17 protein-coding genes are annotated in these 14591 nt (G+C 70.5%); 6 read left to right on the plus strand and 11 right to left on the minus strand.

The genetic code is table 11. From position 1 onward, the window contains the following. Nucleotides 1–5 precede the first annotated feature (5 nt). The 4 genes from ACFVIU_RS01655 to ACFVIU_RS01670 form a co-directional block, all read right to left on the minus strand. Nucleotides 6–1454, minus strand: coding sequence for a hypothetical protein (locus tag ACFVIU_RS01655; protein WP_385839896.1), 1449 nt, complete (start codon nt 1452–1454; stop codon nt 6–8). Next, complete coding sequence (locus tag ACFVIU_RS01660; protein ID WP_385839897.1) at nt 1444–2001, minus strand: DUF6114 domain-containing protein; 558 nt, start codon at nt 1999–2001, stop codon at nt 1444–1446. Before ACFVIU_RS01660 ends, ACFVIU_RS01655 begins: the two co-directional genes overlap by 11 nt. A gap of 116 nt (nt 2002–2117) precedes the next feature. After that, a complete protein-coding gene (locus ACFVIU_RS01665) occupies nt 2118–2756 on the minus strand; it encodes a DUF6230 family protein (RefSeq protein ID WP_385839898.1) in 639 nt (212 codons plus the stop codon). A gap of 624 nt (nt 2757–3380) precedes the next feature. Further along, complete coding sequence (locus ACFVIU_RS01670) at nt 3381–4346, minus strand: tetratricopeptide repeat protein (RefSeq protein ID WP_385839899.1); 966 nt, start codon at nt 4344–4346, stop codon at nt 3381–3383. 213 nt (nt 4347–4559) lie between these two features. On the opposite strand from ACFVIU_RS01670, the gene ACFVIU_RS01675 reads away from it, so the two are divergent. After that, nucleotides 4560–5174 carry a TetR/AcrR family transcriptional regulator gene (locus ACFVIU_RS01675; protein WP_385839900.1) on the plus strand — a complete coding sequence of 205 codons (615 nt, stop codon included), beginning with the start codon at nt 4560–4562 and terminating at the stop codon, nt 5172–5174. Between the two features lie 226 nt (nt 5175–5400). Here ACFVIU_RS01675 and ACFVIU_RS01680 read toward each other — a convergent pair whose 3' ends face one another. The 7 genes from ACFVIU_RS01680 to ACFVIU_RS01710 form a co-directional block, all read right to left on the minus strand. Next, nucleotides 5401–7101 carry a methylmalonyl-CoA mutase gene (locus tag ACFVIU_RS01680; protein WP_385839901.1) on the minus strand — a complete coding sequence of 567 codons (1701 nt, stop codon included), beginning with the start codon at nt 7099–7101 and terminating at the stop codon, nt 5401–5403. Nucleotides 7102–7176: 75 nt separating this feature from the next. Further along, nucleotides 7177–7515: a DUF3817 domain-containing protein gene (locus ACFVIU_RS01685; RefSeq protein WP_385839902.1), complete on the minus strand. Its 339-nt coding sequence runs from the start codon at nt 7513–7515 to the stop codon at nt 7177–7179. A 129-nt stretch (nt 7516–7644) separates the two neighbouring features. After that, nucleotides 7645–8154 (minus strand): MarR family winged helix-turn-helix transcriptional regulator, encoded by a 510-nt coding sequence (locus tag ACFVIU_RS01690; RefSeq protein WP_385839903.1) that lies wholly within the window; start codon nt 8152–8154, stop codon nt 7645–7647. A 168-nt stretch (nt 8155–8322) separates the two neighbouring features. Beyond that, nucleotides 8323–8799 carry a MarR family winged helix-turn-helix transcriptional regulator gene (locus tag ACFVIU_RS01695; RefSeq protein ID WP_385839904.1) on the minus strand — a complete coding sequence of 159 codons (477 nt, stop codon included), beginning with the start codon at nt 8797–8799 and terminating at the stop codon, nt 8323–8325. Nucleotides 8800–8891: 92 nt separating this feature from the next. Further along, nucleotides 8892–9653: an AIM24 family protein gene (locus tag ACFVIU_RS01700; protein WP_385840311.1), complete on the minus strand. Its 762-nt coding sequence runs from the start codon at nt 9651–9653 to the stop codon at nt 8892–8894. 65 nt (nt 9654–9718) lie between these two features. Then, complete coding sequence (locus tag ACFVIU_RS01705) at nt 9719–10369, minus strand: AIM24 family protein (protein ID WP_385839905.1); 651 nt, start codon at nt 10367–10369, stop codon at nt 9719–9721. 1 nt (nt 10370) lies between these two features. Continuing rightward, nucleotides 10371–11003: an AIM24 family protein gene (locus tag ACFVIU_RS01710; RefSeq protein WP_385840312.1), complete on the minus strand. Its 633-nt coding sequence runs from the start codon at nt 11001–11003 to the stop codon at nt 10371–10373. 200 nt (nt 11004–11203) lie between these two features. On the opposite strand from ACFVIU_RS01710, the gene ACFVIU_RS01715 reads away from it, so the two are divergent. The 5 genes from ACFVIU_RS01715 to ACFVIU_RS01735 all read left to right on the plus strand — a co-directional run bounded on the left by ACFVIU_RS01715 (nt 11204) and on the right by ACFVIU_RS01735 (nt 14096). After that, nucleotides 11204–11554, plus strand: coding sequence for a DUF3817 domain-containing protein (locus tag ACFVIU_RS01715; RefSeq protein WP_385839906.1), 351 nt, complete (start codon nt 11204–11206; stop codon nt 11552–11554). Further along, the gene (locus tag ACFVIU_RS01720; protein WP_385839907.1) at nt 11551–11844 is read left to right on the plus strand and encodes an MTH1187 family thiamine-binding protein; all 294 of its coding nucleotides are present in this window, start codon (nt 11551–11553) and stop codon (nt 11842–11844) included. The genes ACFVIU_RS01715 and ACFVIU_RS01720 overlap by 4 nt, the downstream gene beginning before the upstream one ends. Nucleotides 11845–11992: 148 nt before the next feature. Further along, the gene (locus ACFVIU_RS01725) at nt 11993–12754 is read left to right on the plus strand and encodes a hypothetical protein (RefSeq protein WP_385839908.1); all 762 of its coding nucleotides are present in this window, start codon (nt 11993–11995) and stop codon (nt 12752–12754) included. Then, nucleotides 12751–13452: a DUF4166 domain-containing protein gene (locus tag ACFVIU_RS01730; protein ID WP_385839909.1), complete on the plus strand. Its 702-nt coding sequence runs from the start codon at nt 12751–12753 to the stop codon at nt 13450–13452. The genes ACFVIU_RS01725 and ACFVIU_RS01730 overlap by 4 nt, the downstream gene beginning before the upstream one ends. Further along, the gene (locus tag ACFVIU_RS01735; RefSeq protein WP_385839911.1) at nt 13449–14096 is read left to right on the plus strand and encodes a TetR/AcrR family transcriptional regulator; all 648 of its coding nucleotides are present in this window, start codon (nt 13449–13451) and stop codon (nt 14094–14096) included. The genes ACFVIU_RS01730 and ACFVIU_RS01735 overlap by 4 nt, the downstream gene beginning before the upstream one ends. Nucleotides 14097–14591 lie beyond the last annotated feature (495 nt).

Raw genomic sequence — 14591 nt, forward strand, 5'->3', positions numbered from 1 at the left:
ACCGGTCAGTCGGTCGTGTACACGTGCATGCCGGGCACGTGCAGGTTGCCGCCGAACTGGCCCGCCTGGACCACCTTGGCGTGGGTGAAGTAGATCAGCGGGATGTTCAGCGGGGGCGGGCTGTCCGGGCTGAAGGTCACCGGGATCAGACCGAACAGGTTGCCGGAGATCTTCTCCGTGTACATCACGGTGTCGCCGCCCCGGATGGTGGACGTCGACCCCGAGGCCGCCTGCACGTGGTAGGTCTTGCCGGACAGCTTGTCGTGCACCGTCTGGTGCAGGTCGCCGATGTCCGTGCCGCTGGAGATGACGTACTTCAGCACCTTCTTGGTGCTGCCGTTCGCCGTCTTCACCTCCACGATGCCCTGGTAGTCGGCGCCCTTGAGGAGCAGCGAGCTGGCGTCCAGGTACCAGGGGTCGTCCGCCACCGCGACCTTGTTGTCGACACCGCTGACGTCGGTCGTGGCCGCCGGGCAGTCCTTGGCCGCGGTCGAGTCGCTCGCGGACGGGCTGGGCGTGGCCGACGCGGTCGCGTCCTGGGGCGCCTTGGTGGCGTCACCGGCCGTCTTGGGGACCGTGCCGGTGGTCTTCTGCACCGTGCCGGTGCCCGTGTCCGTGACCGTCTTCTCGGCCTTGGGCACGGTGTCCTTGACGGTGTCCGTGGCCTTGGACCCGGAGGTGCCGGACGACGAGCTGTCCTTCGTGGCCGCGTCCGGGGTCGCGCTCGCCGACGGGGACGCGGCCGGCGTCGGAGTGCCGGCCGTGGACGTCGTACCGGAGCCGCTGCCGCCGCCGGTGAGGATGCCGCCGAGCGTGTCACCGATGGTGTCCAGCAGACCGCCGCCGCCGCTGCCGCTCGTGCCGGTGCTCTTGGTGGGGGCCGGGGCCGGGGTCGCCGTACCGGAGCCGGAACCCGAGCCCGACGAGCCGGAGGTCGCGGTCGGGGTGGGCGTGGCCGTGTCACCGGAGCCGGAACCCGAACCCGAACCAGAGCCGGAGCCCGAACCGGAACCCGAGCCCGAGCCCGAGGAGCCGGAGGTGTCCGGCGTACCCGTGCGGTCCTTGGTGTCCGGCGTGTCCTTGGTGCCGGCGCTCGCGGAGGGCGAGGGCGTCGCCGTGTCCGTGGACGTGCTCGGCGAGGCGGACGGCGACGGCGAGGCCGAGGGGTCCGTGGAGTCGCCCAGCGCCTTCACACAGTCCTTGTACTCGTCGGCCGTCAGGCTCTTGGACGTCGGGGACGGCGCCGGGCTTCCGTTGTTGTCGGCGAGGGCGAGCGTGGACGTGAAGCCCATGCCCATGATCACCGCCGTCGGCATCGCCACGGACGCTATCGCCTTGCCGGCCGGCATGTGGAACCTGGTGAACAGCGGCTTCCTGGGGGCCGCGTGGCGGGGGCCGGTTCTCGCACGGGACCCCTCCGCATCGGTCCCGTGGGTCACCTCGTCAGCCGGCACTGTGCCTCCCGTTCGCCCCGTTGGCCGGGCTCGTTCCTGACAGGTCGTTCGGCTCGGCGAATCCGTCCACCCGCTGCTCCGGCAGGGGCGCGGCCTGCGGGCCGGCGCCCTGGCCCGGCGCCGCCTCGGCCGGCGGCTCCGGCTGCGGGGCCACGCCCGGCGCCCAGGCCACGGCCATCGCCCCGCCGATGAGGGCGAGCAGGAAGCCCATGATGAAGCCGCCGAAGTTGGACACGGGCAGGGACACCAGCGCGAGCAGGATCGCGGCGACGCCCGCGAACGTCCGTACGTGCTTCTGGAACCAGAGGCTGATGCCCAGGACAATGAGCAGCACGCCGATGATCAGGGATCCCGCTCCCGCCGTCGTCGCCATCGCCAGCGTCAGATGGCCGACCTGGAGGTGGAAGTACGGGAAGTAGATGATCGGAAGGCCGCTGAGCAGGATGTACAGACCGGCCCAGAACGGCCGCGTGCCCCGCCAGGCGCGGAACTGCAGCCTACGGCGGGTGAACTGGCCGGATGCGGCGGCAGGAGTCTCGGCGCTCATGGAAAACAGCTCCCTGGTGCGGCGTTGCCGTGGTGGTGATGTGTGCCGCGCGTGAAGACGCGGCCGGATAGTGGACAGGCGGGGGGCCGTCGGCTCCCCCGCCCGTCACCGAGTGCTCAGTAGCACTCCGCGCCGTCCGTCGACAGCGACATGTGCAGACCGCTGAGCTTGAAGGTGCCCGCGGTGGTCGCCCACGCCGTCTGCTTCACACCGGTCAGCGTGGCCGAGTCGGCCTGCTGGGCGAAGCCGTACGGGTTGGCCTGCTCGCCGCCGCCCTTCATGCCCGGGCCCTTGCCGGCGTCCTTCGCGGCCACACCGATGTCGATGCCGTTGAAGGTGGCGTCGGCCTGGAGGTCCGCGACGTCGATGTAGATCCGGTCGGCCTCGACCTTGTCGTGTCCCGGACCGCCCGCCCGCAGGATCAGGCTGACCTTGCCCAGGATCGGCACGTCGGGCGTGACCACGGACTGGCACAGGTTGGTGATCTCGGCGTGGGTGAACGCCGAGACGGCCACCGGGTGGAGCGTCTTCTTGCCGTTGAGCTCATAGCCGCTGTCGATGGCGCCGTACTGCTCGAAGCCCTTGCCCTCGAGCGAGTCGGCCGACACCTTGAACGACTGGCCGGACACGCTGAACGAGGCGGCGAGAGCGCCCTGTGCAAGGGCGACGCCTATCGCGGCCGTCGCGGCGACGCTGGGCACCATGACCACAGCGAACCGCTTCCATCTGGTCCCGCCACGCACCTGGGACTCCATATTTCCTCCTTCTCGGACGTACATCTCCTGGCCCGGACGCGCCCCGAATCGTCGGCTCGGCCCGGCAGGGATGGGAGAAGTGCTACGTCCTCGGGAAGGGGAGCGCCCGCGCTCGGCGGCGCGAACAGCGCCCGAATCACTGGCGATCACCCCCGAGCGACAACCACTGGTCGCGCCTGACACGCATCACGCACAACCTTGCTGGACAGGCTTCACCGGACGGCGAAGACCCCCCTGCCCAAGACCCGGCGCCACTGCCGCCGGGTCTGCTCGGTGGGGACCCAGAGTCTCCCGTTTCCCGACCGGCTGCCGGGGTGTGGGAATGGACCGAGCGTCGCCGATCGTGGTGCATTCTCGGCCCGGACACAAGGGGGTTCGTTACTGGCTAGTAACGGCCGGATAACCGGAGGACGACCGACCGGTCTCGGAGTGCGACGCTGGGTGGCATCTCAGGGCAGAGCAAAGCCGTTGATCCCTGGACGAAACCAGACAGACCAACGGCTCTGACTTACTCGCAGTAACAGGGCGTGCGATGACCAAGATTTGGTAAAGCGCCACAGCCCTGACGCCTCGTCGGCAGATCTTTCACCTCGGCATCACAAGCCGTGGCCGTTTAGTGACTGGTCAGAACAGTGCACGCGCCAGCGCCCGGCGCGCCCCCACCACCCGCGGGTCCTCGGGACCCACGACCTCGAACAGCTCCAACAGCCGGCGCCGTACCGCGTCCCGGTCGTCACCGACCGTACGCTGCACGGTGTCGATCAGCCGCCCGAAGGCGTCCTCGACATGACCGCCGACCAGGTCCAGATCGGCGGCGGCGATCTGCGCGTCGACGTTCTTCGGGTCGCCGGCCGCTTCCTGACGCACCTTCTGCGGGTCCATACCCTGTACCCGCTGGAGCAACTCGGCCTGCGCGAGGCCGAGTTTCGCCTCCGGGTGGGCCGGGTCGTCGGCCAGCACGTTCTGGTAGGCCCGGATGGCGCCGCCCATGTCGCCCGCGTCCAGGGCCTGCGCGGCGGCGTTCAGGGCCGCGTCGTACGGCCCCTCCTGCGCCGGCGCGACCTGGCCCGGCTGGGCGTCCGGGTCGACGGTCAGACCGGTGAGGCCGAACCGCTGCTCGGCGACCTGCACCAGCTGGTCCAGGGTCTGCCGGATCTGCTGCTCGCCGGCGGCCCCCTGGAAGAGCGGCAGCGCCTGGCCCGCCACGACGGCGAAGACGGCCGGAATCCCCTGGACCCCGAACTGCTGCATCAGCATCTGGTTGGCGTCGACGTCGATCTTGGCGAGCAGGAAGCGCCCGTTGTACTCGACGGCCAGCCGCTCCAGGACCGGGCTCAGCTGCTTGCAGGGCTGACACCACTCGGCCCAGAAGTCGATGACGACGGGCACCTCGGCGGAGCGCTGGAGCACCTCCCGCTCGAATCCGGCTTCATCGACGTCGATCACGAGATCGGCCGGGGACACGGCCCCCGCACCACCCTGGCGGGCGGCCTCGGCGCGCTGCTGCTCGGCCTTGGCCTTGGCCTCCTGGGCCGCCTTCACCGCGGCGAGGTCGACGACGCCGCTCATGGACATGTTCCGTGGCTGCATGCGTCTATCCTCCCCCGATCCCGTGCCTGAAGAAAAAATCGCGTGGCGCCGGGTCCCCACCCGCACCGATGATCGCGCTCGTGTACGTCCGTCACGAGCTTTCGCTACGAGTCGTAGCGTAATGGCACTCGGTGCCTTCGCGACACCACGCCTCGGTGATCTCCCTCACCACCGCACAGATCCCGCCGCTGGTGCGCCGGTTATGGTCGAGGGATGCAGAGCCGCACCCCCGCCGGCCGTCCGGGCCGCCCGCGCAGCGCCGCCGCGGACGCCGCGATCCTGGCCGCCACGCGGGACGCTCTGGTGGAACTCGGCTGGTCGAAGCTCACCCTGGGAGACGTGGCGACCCGCGCCGGGGTTGCAAAGACGACGCTCTACCGCCGCTGGGCCGGCAAACACGAACTCGTCTGCGACGCGGTGGCGGAACTCTTCGACGAACTGGAACTGCCCGACCGGGGCAGCCTCGCGGCCGACATCGAGGGCGTGGTCCTCCAGTTCGCCGCGATCCTCGCCCGCCCCGAAGCCAGAAGCGGCCTGATGGCGGTGGTCGCCGAGTCCACCCGCGACGAGGCCCTGCGCGAACGCATCCGCTGCTCCATCGTGCAGCGCCAGATGCGCCTGGTCCTGGAGGGCCGCGCGCGGGCACAGAGACGCGGCGAACTGCCCCCGGAACCCGACCCCGAGGAATCCGCCCGTACGGGCGACCTGATCTTCGACCTGGTGGCGGGCGCCGTGGTCCACCGCACCCTGGTCAGCGGCAAACCGGCGGACGAGCAGTGGGTGCACAGCCTCACCCGGGTGCTGCTCCTGGGCCTGACCGGCGGGTGACACCGTAAGCCACGGAAGGCCCGGACACCCCGCCGACAACGTGCCGGGGGGGGGGGGGGGGGGGCGGGCGGGGGGGGGGGGCGCCCGCCCCCCCCCCCCCACAAACCGCCGGGGGGGTGGGGCGCCGCCGCGCGCGCCCCCCCCCCCCACCCCCCCCCCCCCCCCCAGCCCCCGGGCCCGCGCCCCCCCCCCCCCGCGCCCGCCCGCCCCCCCGGCGCAACCGCCCCTAGAAACCGGCGGGCTCGGTGTACACGCCCCACTCGTCCCGCAGCACCCCGCAGATCTCGCCCAGCGTCGCCTCGGCCCGGACGGCGTCCAGCATCGGCTCGATCATGTTGGCGCCCGACCGGGCGGCGGCCAGCATCGCGTCCAGCGCCGACCGCACGGCCGCCTCGTCCCGCGCGGCCTTGCGGTCGCTCAGGATGCGCACCTGCTCCCGCTCCACCTCGTGGCTGACCCGCAGGATCTCCAGGTCCCCGGTGACCGAACCGGTGTGGACGTTGACGCCCACGACCTTCTTCTCACCCTTCTCCAGCGCCTGCTGGTACCGGAAGGCGGACTCGGCGATCTCGCCGGTGAACCAGCCGTCCTCGATCCCGCGCAGAATGCCGGAGGTGATCGGCCCGATCGGGTGCCGCCCGTCCGGGTGAGCCCGCAGGCCGCGCTCCCTTATCTGCTCGAAGATCTTCTCCGCGTCGGCCTCGATCCGGTCCGTCAGCTGCTCGACGTACCAGGCACCGCCCAGCGGATCGGCCACATTGGTGACGCCGGTCTCCTCCATCAGCACCTGCTGGGTGCGCAGCGCGATCTCGGCGGCCTGCTCGCTCGGCAGGGCCAGCGTCTCGTCCAGGGCGTTGGTGTGCAGCGAGTTGGTCCCGCCGAGCACGGCGGCCAGCGCCTCCACGGCCGTACGCACCACGTTGTTGTACGGCTGCTGCGCGGTCAGCGAGACACCGGCGGTCTGCGTGTGGAACCGCAGCCACTGCGCCTTCTCGGACTTCGCGCCGTACACGTCCCGCATCCAGCGCGCCCAGATCCGCCGGGCCGCCCGGAACTTGGCGATCTCCTCGAAGAAGTCCACATGGGCGTCGAAGAAGAAGGACAGCCCCGGCGCGAAGACGTCCACGTCCAGCCCGCGCGACAGACCCAGCTCGACGTACCCGAACCCGTCCGCGAGCGTGTACGCCAGCTCCTGCGCGGCCGTCGCACCCGCCTCGCGGATGTGGTAGCCGGAGACGGACAGCGGCTTGTACGCGGGGATGCCGGCCGCGCAGTACTCCATGAGGTCGCCGATCAGCCGGAGATGCGGCTCCGGCTGGAACAGCCACTCCTTCTGGGCGATGTACTCCTTGAAGATGTCGGTCTGGAGGGTTCCGTTGAGCACTCCCGGATCGACCCCCTGCCGCTCGGCGGCGACCAGGTACATGCAGAAGACCGGCACGGCCGACCCGCTGATGGTCATCGAGGTCGTCACATCGCCCAGCGGGATGTCCTTGAACAGGACCTCCATGTCGGCGGCCGAGTCGATCGCGACCCCGCAGTGCCCGACCTCGCCCAGCGAGCGCGGATCGTCCGAGTCCCGGCCCATGAGCGTCGGCATGTCGAAGGCGACGGACAGACCTCCGCCGCCCGCCGCGAGGATCATCTTGTAGCGCTCGTTGGTCTGCTGGGCGTTGCCGAAACCGGCGAACTGCCGGATGGTCCAGGTCCGTCCCCGGTAGCCGGTCGGATGGAGCCCGCGCGTGAAGGGGTACTCCCCGGGCCAGCCGATCCGCTCGAATCCCTCGTACGTGTCCCCCGGCCGGGGGCCGTACACCGGCTCCACGGGGTCGCCGGAGAGCGTGGTGAAGTCAGCGTCGCGCTTGCGTGCGGCGTCGTACCGGGCCTGCCAGCGGCGGCGGCCCTCCTCGATGGCGTGAGCGTCCATACCGTCGAATTTACTTGGACGTCCTAGTAAATGTCGATGGCAAACCGCCGCACGAGGTTCGTACGGCGGTGAGCCTCAGGCCTTGGCGGCGGCCGGGACCTGGTCGGCGACCCTGGCCTCCAGCTCGCGGCTGATCTTCCGCTCGACGAAGAACGCGGCGGTGGGGATCGTGCCGGCGAGCAGCACCCACAGCTGCCTGCCGACCGGCATCTTCGCCTTGGAGCCCAGGTCGAAGGCGACGACCAGGTAGACGACGTACAGCCAGCCGTGGGCGATGGCGACGACCCGGGTGACGTCGGCGGCACCGCTGATGTCCAGCCCGTACTTCGCGATCATGCTCAGGCACAGCAGGACCAGCAGAACACCGGTGGTGTAGGCCATGACGCGGTAGCGGGTCAGCACGCTTCGTTTCATGCCATCGAGCGTAACCGCCCGAAAAACCCCCGCAGCGGCGGGGACCACTACGCCCTCACGCGTTAGCGTGTCAGGACGCTGGGACCACCTCCGCGACAGCGGAGATCGGCGCACTGACCCGCGTCGAGCCTACTCGTCCTCGAAGTCACCCGCGGCGATCCGCAGCGGCCGGAGCATCGCGAAGATCTCCCGGCACTCGTCCGCGTCGTACGCCCCGAGGCCGAAGTCCATGGCCATCAGGTCGCGGGTGGCCGCGTCGACCACCTCGCGCCCCTTGGCGGTGATGACGGCGAGGGTGCCGCGCCCGTCGTTGGGGTTGGGCCGCTTGGCGACCAGCCCGGACTTCACCAGCCGGTCGACGGTGTTCGTCACGGACGTGGGATGCACCATCAGCCGCTCGCCGATCTTCGACATCGGCAGCTCGCCGGCCTTGGAGAAGGTGAGCAGCACCAGCGCCTCGTACCGGGCGAACGTCAGTCCGTACGGCTTGACCACCGCGTCCACCTCGGCGAGCAGGATCTGCTGGGCCCGCATGATCGAGGTGATCGCGGCCATCGCGGGCACGTTTCCCCAGTGCTGCTTCCAGTGCTCGTCGGCACGGGCGATGGGGTCGAAGGGAAGACTGAGAGGCTTCGGCACGTCACCAGACCCTACCCGCCGGTCACAAGCCCCTCAGCTCTGTCTCGGCTTTCGGGCGCCCCGCACCGCCGCGGCGGTGCCGGCGGGCGCCGGGCGGGCGCCGTCGGCACGCGGGCCGGCGGCACCCGTCCCCGCCCGGCTACGACCCTCCGAGCCGCTCAGCCGGCCTCAGGGACGCCCCCGCTGCCCTCTGAGGTGTTCGGCGATCGGCTTGAGGGACTTGTCCAGCTCTATCAGCGACTCCGGCGGCAGCAGGTCGATGAAGTGCCGGCGCACGGAGGCGACGTGATGCGGCGCGACCTTTCTCATCGTCTCCATGCCGTGGTCGGTGAGCACCGCGTAGAGTCCCCGCCGGTCGGACTCGCAGTTCTCCCGGCGCACCAGGTTCGCGTTCTCCATGCGGGTGATCTGGTGCGAGAGCCGGCTCTTGGACTGGAGTGTCGCGGAGGCGAGGTCGCTCATCCGCATCCGGAAGTCCTCCGACTCGGAGAGGTTCACCAGGATCTCGTAGTCGTTCATCGTCAGCCCGAACGGCTGGAGATCCTTTTCGAGCTGATACGTCAACAGCCTGTTGACCTCCAGGTGGGTGCGCCAGGCGCACTGCTCCGCATCGGTCAGCCAGCGCGTGGCCGTCTCGGTCTCCATGAATGAAGTCTACCTAAGAAGTTGAATGACGAACTACTTCGGGTGGTGTGACTGTGCGCACGCGTTCGACGTCACACTCCGCAGACTACCGCTCACAGCCCGAAGCGACGCTGGAGGTCTCCGAGCTGTCCGGGAAGGCGCGGTCCGCCCATCGATTGCGGACCGTGTCCAGCCGGTGCCGCTCCGCCACCGCCGGGAGTCCCCGGATCGGACGGAATGACCCCTGTGTCCACCTCCGCCATGAGCGTCTCCGTCGACTGGAGAAGCACCGTGCCGGCGCCTACGAACTCGAACTGGTGCTCCTCCCCGGATACCCCGCCGAGGCCCGTCATCGCACGTAGACCGCCCAGTACACCGGTCAGATACCCGTGGTCGTAGTGATGGCACGGCGACGGGCAGTCGGCCCAGCCGACGAGCGCCTGCGGGTCCACCCGGATCGGAGGTTCCATGAACACCACCGGACCGTTAGATGCCGCCACAAACTTTCCGGTTCCGATAAGGGTCAGAAAACCCGGCACGATCGATTGTTTCAGCGCCAGACTTGGCTGAAAAGCGAGCAGATTGCCCGCGCGAATGGTCAAGTTCCCGTCGTCCAGGTCGTACGCGTTGACGTCGAAGGCCCGGTCGGCGAGCAGCATCTTGCCCGAGCCCTGTGCCACGACCCAGTCGCTCGCGTGCAGTGGCGAATGGAACGAGGTGCGGACGAGATGGTCGAGCCGGCCGTGTCCGATGCCGTTGAACTCGATCGCCCCGTAGTAGGCGATCATCTTCCCCTTCTGGAGGAACCACTGGCCGCTCTTCAGCTCGACACAGAAGGTGTACGGGTTCACGTTGTCGTCGACGGGCAGGGTCATCGGGTCGTGGACCACCGGGCCGCCGGGGGTTCCGTATGCGCCGCCGTGCGGGCCTGCGTATGTGCTCACAGCTTTTCCTCCGAGGCCTGGACATAGACCGTGCCGTTGCCGGTCAGCTCCAGCTGGAACGCCTCGCCGGAGCCGCGGCCCACCATGTCGCGCCAGCCGAGCGCGGTGGACAGCCTGTTGCGGACGTCGCCGTGGTGGGCGACATAGGCCTGCGGATCGACATGGACCGGGTGCTCGGGGGTGATCGGAATCTCGAAGACCCCGCCGTGCGCCATCACCGCCACCGCACCCTGGCCCTGGAGAGTGGTGGTGAACAGGCCCTGCCCGGTGACCTGGCCGCGGACCAGGCCCATGACCCCGCCCTGTGAGCCCATGAACATCGTGCCCTGCCGCAGGGTGCCCTCGAAGGCGAGCAGCCGGTCCGCCTCCACGTAGAGGGTGTCGCCGGTGAGGCGGATGACGTGGACGTGGTGGCCGCCGTGCCCGAAGAACACCGTGCCGTTGCCCTCGACCGTCATCAGGGGGGTGGCCTCGCCGGTCACCCGGCGGCCGACCATGGACATCAGTCCGCCCTGGCCGCCCTGGAGGTTGGGCGTGAAGGACACGTCCCCCTTGTAGGCGAGCATCGCCCCGCGCTGGCTGAACAGCCGCTGCCCGGGCAGCACGGTCGCCTCGACCATCTTGGAGTTGATCTCCCGGAAGCCCATGTCAGAGATCCCCCGCTATCGTGTTCCGCTCGCTCGGCTGCACATAGACCAGCCCGTCGCCCTCGAACCGGATCTGGAAGGCCTCGCCGCCGCCCTCCCCGAGGAACGTGCGGAACGTCACACCGGACTGGAAGGACTGCCGGAGGTTGCCCTGGTGGGCGACATAGGCCCCCGGGTCCACGGTCAGCGGGTACTGCGGGGTGACCCGGAGCACCACCGCCGGCCCGTCGGACATGATCGCCGCCTGGCCGTGGCCCTCGACGGTCGTGGTGAACAGGCCGTTGCCCTGGGAGGCGCCGCGCAGGCCGGTGAACGTCGTGCCCGTGCGCAGCCCCGCGTCCGTCACGAGCAGGTTGCTCGACTCCACGTACAGCTTGTCGCCCTGGAGTGCGACCAGGTTGATCTCCGTGGCCCGGTCCGCGAACCAGCAGGTCCCGTGCCCTTTCACCTCCATCACCGTCATCTGCTCACCGGTGAGCCGCCGGGTCACCATCCCGCGCAGCCCCTCGCCACCCCCGCTCAGTCTCTTGAAGGTCATCTGTCCGTCGTACGCGACCATCGAGCCGTGTTTCGCCTTCACGGCGTCCCCGGTCATGTCGACGGCCAGCACTTTGCTGCCTTGGAGTCGGAACATCGCCACGCAGGGAAAGTAGCCGCCGGCCGGGTGGACCGGACAGGGCCCCCGGGTGGAGACGGACCCTGAGCGCACCCCTACGGGCGCCGTTTGCCACAATGGGTGAACGTTTGTGCTTCCGTTCACAAAGCGGATCACGCAGCGAACGCGGTCCAGTGCAGCGATCGCGCCGTCAGCGACTCTCCCACCGAAGGTGACCAGTGGACCTGAAGACAGCCTCCGCCATCCGACGCCTCCGCCTGATCTCCGTGCCGGAGGGCATCTCCTGGATCATCCTCGCGGCCTGCACGGTGATCAAGTACACGGTGGCGTCCGGCTTCGACGTGGCCCCCGTGCTCGGCCCGATCCACGGCGTGCTGTTCGTCCTCTACGTGCTGTTCTGGGCGGACGCCTGGAACCGCACCAAGTGGGCCAAGGGCAAGGCCGCCCTCTACTTCGCGTACTCGATCATCCCCGGCGGCGGCTTCATCATCGAGCGGACGCTGCGCCGCGAGGCCGAGGACGCCGTCATCGCCGCCCGGGCCCGCCAGGAAGGGGTCGTGAACGCATGATCGTCGCCTTCTCCGTGACGCCGCTCGGCGTCGGCGAGGACGTGGGCGAGTACGTCGCCGACGCCGTCCGGGTGGTGCGCGAGTCAGGGCTGCCGAACCGGACCGACGCCATGTTCACCTCCATCGAGGGCGAGTGGGACGAGGTCATGGACGTCGTCAAGCGCGCCGTGGCCGCCGTGGAGGCACGCGCCCCGCGGGTGTCGGTCGTCCTCAAGGCCGACATCCGGCCCGGCGTGAGTGACGGGCTCACCTCGAAGGTGGAGACCGTGGAGCGCCATCTGGCGCAGTGACCCGGTCGCTCGCCCCTCGAAGACCCCGGCCCGCGCGGGCCGGGGTTTTCTCGTCCCCACTGTTTGAGCGATCGCTCAAAGAGGGTGTACCGTCGCCGCAGAGTGTTTGAGCAGTCGCTCAAACCAGGGCCTGACGTGGGGGAACGACATGGGTCTCTATATCGAGGCGCATATACGCGCCGACCTCGACACACTGTGGACGCACACCCAGGACCCGGCCCGGCACCAGCGCTGGGACCTGCGCTTCACCGAGATCGACTACCTTCCGCGCACGGAGGGCGAGCCGCAGCGCTTCCGGTACGCCACGCGCCTCCTGCCCTTCCTCACGGTCTCCGGCACCGGGGTCTCGGCCGGCGAGAAGGAGCGCCCCGACGGCACCCGCACCTCCGCCCTGCGCTTCGCCTCCCCGCACCCGCTGTCGCTGCTCGCCGAGGGCAGCGGCTACTGGCGCTACGTCCCCGACGCCCACGGCGTCCGCTTCCTCACCGGCTACGACTACCGGCCCCGCTGGGGGGCCTTCGGCGCCCGCGCCGACCGGCTGCTGTTCCGCCCGCTGATGGGCTGGGCGACCGCCTGGTCCTTCGACCGGCTGCGGCTCTGGATGGAGCGCGGCATCACCCCCGAGCGGGCCCTCGCCAACTGGCTGGCGGAGCTGGCCGTGCGGGCGCTCGTGCTGACGGTGTGCCTCACCGGGCTCGCCGGGCAGCCGTCCCTGGGCGCCTTCGGGCCGCTCGCCCCCTCGGTGGCCTTCCTGTGCCCGCTGCTGCTCCTCGCCGCCGTCTGCGTCGCCCTGTTCAAGGCGCCGCTGTCCGCCACCCCGGCCGCCCGCCGCTGCCTGCGCGCGCCGGTCACCCAGACCCGGGAGTCCCGGGCGCCCCGTGTCCTGCGCACCCTGGAGAAGCACGGATGACCCCGACGACGACCTCGGCGGCCTCCATGTTCCAGGCCGTCCTGGGGGCCGACTTCGACCGGCTCCACCCCCAGCTGCGCCGCCGCTTCTCCGTCGGTCTCGCGAGCGGCGAGGCGTGTGTCGGCCGGGGCGTGATGGACCGCATCTGGCACGGGCCCACGTTCGTGAAGCCCTTCCTGGCCCTCGGCGCCACCCGCCACATCCTCGTCCCGAGGACCGGCCGGAACGTCCCGTTCGTGATCGAGAACGTGCCGTACACCGACAGCCACGGCCGTGAGACGGTGAGCTTCGTGCGCACCTTCGACCTGCCCGGCCGGGCCCGCCGCTTCGACGCCCAGATGGTGCTCAGCCCCAAGGGGGACCGCATCCTGGACTATCTCGGCACCCACCAGCACCTCGCCAGCGAGCTGCACCTCGGCGTCGAGACCGACGGCTCCCTGCTCATCCGCTCCGGCGAACACCGCTTCCGCGAGGGGCCGGTCGACGTCCGCGTCCCCGAACTCATCGGCGCCACGGCCGAGGTGCGCGAGTCCTACGACGACGCCGCCGGCCGCTTCCGTATCCGCGTCCGCGTCGTCAACCGCCGTTTCGGGCCGCTCTTCGGCTACGAGGGGTCCTTCACGGTGTCGTACACGGATGTCCGCTGCTGTGGCGTGCGGCGCGGTCTGCGGCCGGTGCGGGAGGAGGCGCGCGCATGAGCCCGGAGACGGCCAAGTCGCAGGAGACCAAGGCGAGACTGCTGGAGGGGGCGCTGCGCACCCTCACCGAGCAGGGCATCGCCAAGACGTCGGCCCGTACGGTGGCGGCGGCGGCCGGGGTCAACCAGGCGCTGGTCTTCTACCACTTCGGCTCGGTGGACGAACTCCTCGCGGCCGCCTGCCGGTACGGTGCGGAGAAGGCCGTCGCCAAGTACCGGGCCCGGCTCGCCGCCGTCTCGTCCCTCTCCGAACTGCTCGCCGTGGGCCGCGAGATCCACCGGCACGAGCGGTCCGGCGGCCATGTCGCCCTGCTCGGCCAGCTGTTGGCCGGCACCCCGACCCACGCGGCCCTCGGTCCCGCCACGGCGGCCGGGCTCCAGCTCTGGATCACCGAGATCGAGCAGGTCCTCCGGCGGCTGCTCACCCCCACGCCGTTCGGCGAGTTCGTGGACCCGGCGGGACTGGCGCGCGCGGTGGCCGCGTCCTTCGTGGGCATAGAGCTGTACGAGGGCGTCGACGAGGCCGGCGCCCTGTCGGCCCTGGACGCCCTGGAACAACTGGGCGCACTGGTCGCCGCGGTGGAATCCCTGGGCCCGGTGGCCCAACGAGCAGTACGCCACCAACTCCGCCGCACCAACCGCTGAATCCCGAGCTGGGGGCGAACTGGGCTGGCCCCAGGGGCCGGGCAACGGCGCCGCCGAGCCCTGCGGGTGCCGAGCCCTGCGGGTGCTGGGTGCTGGGTGCTGGGTGCTGGGTGCTGGGTGCTGGGTGCTGGGCGAGGTTATCCCGCTCCTGGTGGCAACCTGCCGTGGAGTCACCGGGGCGGCTGACGCAACGGGCCGTACGCCATCGGCTGGGGCGCGCAGGCCGCGGGATCCCGCACCGGGCGAGCCGGCCGGGCTCAGCCCTCGGGCAGGACGACGACGGACTTGGCTCCCTCAGGGCCTCGCGGCTCCTGCGGAGCGAAGGCGGGCCGCAGAGCTCCGGACCGGAAGGGACGGCCGGGCTCAGCCCCGGTCGGGATGACCACGCGCACCAGCACCGCCGGACTCGGCGAGGACGCCCCGCGCCTGGAGGCAAGCGGCCATGGAGTCGCCGGGGTGGCTGACGCAACGGGTCGTACGCCATCGGCTGGGGCG

The sequence above is a fragment of the Streptomyces sp. NPDC127190 genome (assembly GCF_042672505.1).
GTDB lineage: Bacteria > Actinomycetota > Actinomycetes > Streptomycetales > Streptomycetaceae > Streptomyces.

Coding starts and splice junctions, on each gene's coding strand:
- ACFVIU_RS01730 (WP_385839909.1), top strand. CDS start 12,751: ATGACCCCGACGACGACCTCGGCGGCCTCCATGTTCCAGGCCGTCCTG.
- ACFVIU_RS01710 (WP_385840312.1), bottom strand. CDS start 11,003: ATGTTCCGACTCCAAGGCAGCAAAGTGCTGGCCGTCGACATGACCGGG.
- ACFVIU_RS01695 (WP_385839904.1), bottom strand. CDS start 8,799: ATGGAGACCGAGACGGCCACGCGCTGGCTGACCGATGCGGAGCAGTGC.
- ACFVIU_RS01670 (WP_385839899.1), bottom strand. CDS start 4,346: ATGCAGCCACGGAACATGTCCATGAGCGGCGTCGTCGACCTCGCCGCG.
- ACFVIU_RS01705 (WP_385839905.1), bottom strand. CDS start 10,369: ATGGGCTTCCGGGAGATCAACTCCAAGATGGTCGAGGCGACCGTGCTG.
- ACFVIU_RS01720 (WP_385839907.1), top strand. CDS start 11,551: ATGATCGTCGCCTTCTCCGTGACGCCGCTCGGCGTCGGCGAGGACGTG.
- ACFVIU_RS01735 (WP_385839911.1), top strand. CDS start 13,449: ATGAGCCCGGAGACGGCCAAGTCGCAGGAGACCAAGGCGAGACTGCTG.
- ACFVIU_RS01660 (WP_385839897.1), bottom strand. CDS start 2,001: ATGAGCGCCGAGACTCCTGCCGCCGCATCCGGCCAGTTCACCCGCCGT.
- ACFVIU_RS01665 (WP_385839898.1), bottom strand. CDS start 2,756: ATGGAGTCCCAGGTGCGTGGCGGGACCAGATGGAAGCGGTTCGCTGTG.
- ACFVIU_RS01725 (WP_385839908.1), top strand. CDS start 11,993: ATGGGTCTCTATATCGAGGCGCATATACGCGCCGACCTCGACACACTG.
- ACFVIU_RS01700 (WP_385840311.1), bottom strand. CDS start 9,653: ATGACCCTGCCCGTCGACGACAACGTGAACCCGTACACCTTCTGTGTC.
- ACFVIU_RS01675 (WP_385839900.1), top strand. CDS start 4,560: ATGCAGAGCCGCACCCCCGCCGGCCGTCCGGGCCGCCCGCGCAGCGCC.
- ACFVIU_RS01685 (WP_385839902.1), bottom strand. CDS start 7,515: ATGAAACGAAGCGTGCTGACCCGCTACCGCGTCATGGCCTACACCACC.
- ACFVIU_RS01680 (WP_385839901.1), bottom strand. CDS start 7,101: ATGGACGCTCACGCCATCGAGGAGGGCCGCCGCCGCTGGCAGGCCCGG.